5 protein-coding genes are annotated in these 5,523 nt (G+C 69.8%); 2 read left to right on the forward strand and 3 right to left on the reverse strand.

Going from position 1 to position 5,523, the window contains the following annotated elements; translation table 11 throughout:
* The 3 genes from FCN18_RS38700 to FCN18_RS38710 all read right to left on the reverse strand — a co-directional run.
* Positions 1-1,582: site-specific integrase (locus FCN18_RS38700; RefSeq protein WP_206078101.1), on the reverse strand; the 1,582-nt coding region annotated here is incomplete at its 3' end.
* Between the two features lie 6 nt (positions 1,583-1,588).
* Positions 1,589-1,912: a helix-turn-helix domain-containing protein gene (locus tag FCN18_RS38705; protein ID WP_116051977.1), complete on the reverse strand. Its 324-nt coding sequence runs from the start codon at positions 1,910-1,912 to the stop codon at positions 1,589-1,591.
* A complete protein-coding gene (locus tag FCN18_RS38710; RefSeq protein ID WP_228714361.1) occupies positions 1,913-2,992 on the reverse strand; it encodes a tyrosine-type recombinase/integrase in 1,080 nt (359 codons plus the stop codon).
* 328 nt (positions 2,993-3,320) lie between these two features.
* Between FCN18_RS38710 and FCN18_RS38715 the strand changes: the two genes are divergently transcribed.
* Positions 3,321-4,433 (forward strand): TRM11 family SAM-dependent methyltransferase, encoded by a 1,113-nt coding sequence (locus FCN18_RS38715; protein WP_206078102.1) that lies wholly within the window; start codon positions 3,321-3,323, stop codon positions 4,431-4,433.
* 201 nt (positions 4,434-4,634) lie between these two features.
* A partial coding sequence (locus FCN18_RS39970; protein ID WP_228714362.1) for a DNA cytosine methyltransferase occupies positions 4,635-5,523 on the forward strand: 889 nt, incomplete at its 3' end.

The following is a 5,523-nucleotide window of genomic DNA, read 5'->3' on the forward strand; positions in this document are numbered from 1 at the left end:
TCGGTGCGGACCGGTCGGTTCGCACGCAACTGGACGAGGCGTCTTCGTGAGGCCGTTTGAGGAGTTGGCGGGCGGATGTTGCGTAGCGGACCGCGGTCTTGGCGTCGAGGTCGAACACCTCGGACAGGTGCAGCGGGTCAGCGCCGCTGACGAGGGCCTCGTCGAGTTGTCGGTCGATCCGCAGCCGCTCCAGGGACGCGGGCAACCCGGTCAGGGTCCGGTTCGCCCAGACGTGACTGACCTGTCCTGTGCCGATCGCGGTCATGGCGTTGACCATCAGGTGCGGGTTGGCAGTGTTCGGCCAATTTTGCCGACGGTGGTCCAGCCATGCGAGCAACGTCTGGTGGCTCAGCTCGCTCAGAGGCTGGCTCCTCCCGGCAATAGTGACGCGCCGATTCCCCAGGTCGACATCGGACAGGTGCAGCGCGCGGATCGCGCCTGGTCGGGCGGCGTGCACGGCGGCGAGGACGACGAAGACGCGTGCCTGGAGTGTCGTCGCGGCGCGAACCGTGCGGGCGATCTCGACGGTCGTGAGCGGCTGCAGGACTCCGCGATCGACGTCGCCGACATGAAAGCGGCTGGTGGGATTGGCGAACACGACGCCCCGGCGTTTAGCCCAGGAAAACAGCGACCGCAACGCCACGAGTGTGATCTGGCGTCGGATGCCGTGCAAGGGCTTGAGCGCGGTCATGACCTCGTCCCGGCTGATCTCGCGCAGATGGTCGTGGCGGGCCGACCAGTCCAGCAGGACCGGCCGCAGCAGGTCGATGTATCCGCGCAGGGTCCGATGACTACGGGCGCGGGTGCGTGGGCCACCGATGTGCATCAGCTGAACCCACCGACGGGTGTCGTCACGGATTCCCGGGGCGATGTCCGCGAGCTTCGCCTCGAGCCAGCGGGCAAAGGCAAGGTGGCGATCGTCGAGCAGGATGCCCATCGACTGCAGGACCTCGGTGGTCTGGGCGAGGCTGGAGCAGCGGCCGGTCAGCACCGGGTGATAGCTCGAGTAGCGGATCAGTTCGCCCTCGACATAGCGCGTCAGCAGCATCGTGAGGTTGCGGGTCAAGGTCCGCGTCAGCTGGGGGTTGAACCCACGGGCCTCGGCCATCGTCGCGGCGATGTGCAGCGCCCAGCACAGCCACGGGTTGGCCGGGGTCTGCCGGTCCCGCCGGTCGACCATGCCGTAGCGGTAGGCGCGGCGCAGATCGGGAAACAGCAGCAACTGCACCCCCCGAGGCGCGGGCCGCGTCGCGATCACCGGCATGGCCTCGGAAGCTTCTGTGCGCGGACGGGCGGTGCGCTGCAGCGGCATCCCGGCGAAACACAGCTGGTGGTGCCGTACCTGCCGGACGTAGGGCAGCAGCATCGTGTTGGGACCGGTCGGCCGATCCAGCTGAGCCTGCGCCCAGCACGGTCGGCAATGGCCCTTCATCAGCGGCAGTCGGCGTCCGCAGGCACCGCAGTCGGCGACCTCCAGGTGGCGGGCGGCGAAATCCGAGCATGGCCTGCACGTTGCCTCGTGCCAGAGCACGCCCCAGGCGAAGCAGGTGCCGCAACTGCGCGCGTCGCGATGTTCATGCACCAGCGATCACGCCGGGGGCAGCGAGCGGCCGTCCCGCCGCCGGGGCACCACGGGAGCGGCACCCGACACCGCCGCAGCCGGTGCGCTTTCCGCGTCGCCCGGCTGCGCGACCTTCTCCGGTTCGGGCAGCAGCAGTTCGCCGACCTGACAGCCCAGGACCGCGCAGATGACATCGAGGTCGTCGAGTTTGATCGAGGCCGGCTGGCCCGACCACAAGCCGGACATCTTCCCGGCCGAGATCACCAAGCCACGCTCGGCGAGGCTGCGCTGCAGCTCCGAGGCCTTCCAGATGCCGCGGTTTGCCGCCGCGAGCCGCAGATTCCAGCGCACTCAGATCAGCCCTTCCAGCCGTCGCGCCGCCCGCAACTGCCCAGCAGCCCAGGCATCTTCGATCCGGGTCCGGTGGACATGGACGTAGCGCATCGTCGTGGCGATCCAAGAATGCCCCAACAGCTCCTGGATCGCGATGAGATCCATGCCCTCGTGGTAGAGCTGAGAGGCGCAGTAGTGCCGCAGCACGTGCGGGGTGAGTTTGCCCGGCCAGTTCGGCAAGTGATTCTTCGCTGCGGCGCCGAGTCCGCGCCGCAGCGTGTCGTCACCGACCCGCGAGCACGAGCCGTCGCCGTTGCATCGCTCGGAGGGAAACAGCGGTGCGCCCGGGCGGGTGTGGTCGTCGTCGAAGTGTCCCCACACGTCCTCGATATACCAGCGCAGCGTCCGATCGGCGCCGTTGATCAGCGGCACCATCCGCTCTTTCGGCCCGGAACCACGCGACCCTTTGCCGTGACGGACGTGGATCTTTCCGAACCGTCCGAGATGCCACTTGATGTCGGCCAGGTCCAGCTCGCAGACCTCGTTCACGCGCAGCCCCACCTCGGACATCAGTCGCGCTGCGGCGTAGTTGCGGGCGGTCGGCGCGAATTTGCGACAGGTCGCCAACTCAGCCGACCAGCCAGCGAACAGCGTCGTTGTCTCGCCCGCTGTGGGCGGGATCCGCAGCTTCGCCTGCTTCGCGCCGCGCGGTCGGTTCATCTCATCCAGCGGGCACGTCACCACCCGGCCGATCATCGCGTGGATCTCCACCTGATGCCGCAGCTCCAGGTAGGAGAAGTAGGTCGTGATCGCCTGCGCCCGCGCCAGCCGAGTACCGCTGGGAACTCCGCGCAGCAACCGCCCGAAGTAGGCATCGGCGTCCTCGGGCTCCATGTCCCACAACGGTTTGCCCAGCCACGCCCGCACCTGATCCAGATGTCCGACATCGCCACGGATCGTGCTGTCGGCCAATCCCGCGGAAGAGCGAGCAAGCACGAACCCGGCCAGCACGTCGGTCTCGAAATCGACGAGCTCCTCCGGACTCGTCGGCGACCGCACCTCGCGCACGTCGCGTACCGCTGCCAGCGCCAAACCCACCGCCCTCGCCTTCATGCCTGCAGAAACAACCTCGACTAGATGGAGATCGGCTCATGAATCGCGAAGTTGAGTCATTGCGCCGCATGATCACCCGAACGGGAAAACACGACCAGGTCCAGGGGACCACATCGCCCAGATACGTCCACAACGGACGAGAGAACTCGCGGGTTGTCGCACACGACCCCGGCGCGCCGCCACCCGGGACCGGTCCGGGGGCCGCCGCGCACAGCGTCGCGCCCGGTGCCGGAGGTGGCCAGTGACCCCGCCTTCGCCGCGCCCGATCGGGCTTTCCCCGGCCACTCCCACACCTGCGAAAGGCAGCACGCTCATGTCCCACCAGCACACCTCGGCATCGGCCACCGCCGGAGCGCCCAGCTCGACCGCCCACGGCAGTGACGACCCGACCGTGCCGATCTCGCGCGCGCTCATCGACGCGCTCGACACCGCCGGCGACACCAGCCCGGCGAAGGCGAGTACCTCGGCTGGAGACGACCCGACCGGCCCGGCCACCGCGACCGGTGTGACCGACGTCGAGGAGCTGGCGTTGTCGGTGTGGGCGACCGCGCAGACCTCCCCGGCCGCGCAGCGCAAGGGCCGCTACGTGAGCGACTCGACCGCGCACCCGGCGAAGATGCTCCCGGCCGTGGCCGCGCACGCGATCCGCGCCTACACCCGCCCCGGAGACCTTGTCTTCGACCCGATGGTCGGATCCGGGACCACGCTCGTGGAGGCGATCGATGCCGGGCGCCGGGCGGTCGGTGTGGAGTACGAGCCGCACTGGGTCAGCGTCGCCCGCGCGAACCTCGAGCTGGCCCGGCGACGCGGTCACGACCACGACGGCGAGGTCGTGCACGGCGACGCGCGGCAGCTGCCGTTCCTGCTGCCAGAGAGGTACCGGGGTCAGGTCGCGCTGGTGGTCACCTCCCCGCCATACGGGCCCTCTACACACGGGCAAGTCGTCACTGACGGCACGGGCTCGGATGACGGGAAGGTGCACAAGTACCACCACCGCTACGGCAGCGCGCTGGATCGCGGGAACCTCGCCAACGTCGGCCATCACCGGCTGCTGGCCGGGTTCACCCGCATCCTTACCGGGTGCGCGGCCGTGCTGCGCCCTGGCGGGCATGTTGCGATCACCGTGCGGCCGTGGCGCGAGCACTCGGAGCTCATTGATCTGCCCTCGCAGATCATCGCCTGCGGCCAGGCCGCCGGCCTGGTGCCGGTCGAGCGGTGCGTTGCGCTGCTGGCCCGCGTCGCCGAGGACGAGCTGGTCGCCCGCGGCTCGTTCTTCCAGCGCGACTTCATCCGCAAACAGCGCGAGCAGGGCTTGCCGCTGCATCTGATCGCGCACGAGGACGTCGTCGTCCTGGCCAAGCCGCTCGTGCCCAGTGGCACGTCCGTCCCGGGCTCGCTGACCGGTAGTGGGCGGTGGGGGTCGTGAGCACGCTGGTGCACTGCCGGGACTGCGGCTGGGACGCCTGCTACCGGCGTCCCGCCGCCGCCCGGCGCGCCGTCGCGCGACACCGTTGTCCGCCGCCGAACGCGGCCTCGGATCGGCGGGTTCCGGCCCGGGAGGCAGACGATGTCTGAGCGCCACACCGAGGGCGGCGATCCGCTGCGGTTCGTAGCGACCGAGGGCCCGGTGATCGGGTCGCTGTGCACCGGCGTGGCGGGTCTCGACCTCGGTGTCGCGGCCGTGCTCGGCGGCCGGATCGCCTGGTACTCCGAGGTCGACCCGCACGCTGCCGCGATCCTCGCCGCCCGCCTGCCGGGCGTGGCCAACCTGGGCGATCTGCGCGCGGTCGACTTCACCTCCGTCGCACCGGTCGAGGTGCTCACGGCGGGCTTTCCGTGTCAGGACATTTCCGCGGCCGGGAGGCGCGCGGGTATCGAGAAAGGTGCTCGCAGTGGACTGTGGCACAGCATCCTGGACGCCATTCGCGTACTACGACCACGGCTCGTCGTCGTGGAGAACGTCGCCGCCCTCCGCTGGAAAAACGGCGGACTCGACCGAGTACTCGCAGGGCTGGCCGAAGCGGGGTATGACGCGGTCTGGCGTTGCGTACGAGCCGCCGACATCGGCGCCGCCCACCGACGGGAACGGGTGTTCTTGTGTGCCGTCCCCGGCTCGGGACGGGATGCGGATGATGCCGACCCCGCAAGCGAGGGACGGGGAACCGCGCGGTCCGGCCGATCCGGTTCGGCGTCGCGCGGGCGGGCATCAGGTGAACCTCAACGACGCGGTCGACTCGGTGATCCGGCCGGCGCAGTTGTTGCCGACGCCGACGGCGGCGGACTCGCGTTCGGCGGCGATTCAGACCGTGCGCAAGCCGGGCCGTCCGATCCCGGCCGGGTGTGTGACGCTGACCGATTCGGTGCGGCTGCTGCCGACCCCGACGGCCTCGGACGCGAAGAACTGCACCCACGACACGCACGACGGCGGACCGTCGCTTCCCGACCGCGCCCGCGAACTGAGCACGCCGACGCCACTGGCGACGGAAACGTGTTGCGCGGCAACGCAAATTCGGGGG

The organism is Prauserella endophytica (assembly GCF_005146945.1).
Taxonomy (GTDB): Bacteria; Actinomycetota; Actinomycetes; order Mycobacteriales; family Pseudonocardiaceae; genus Prauserella_A; species Prauserella_A endophytica.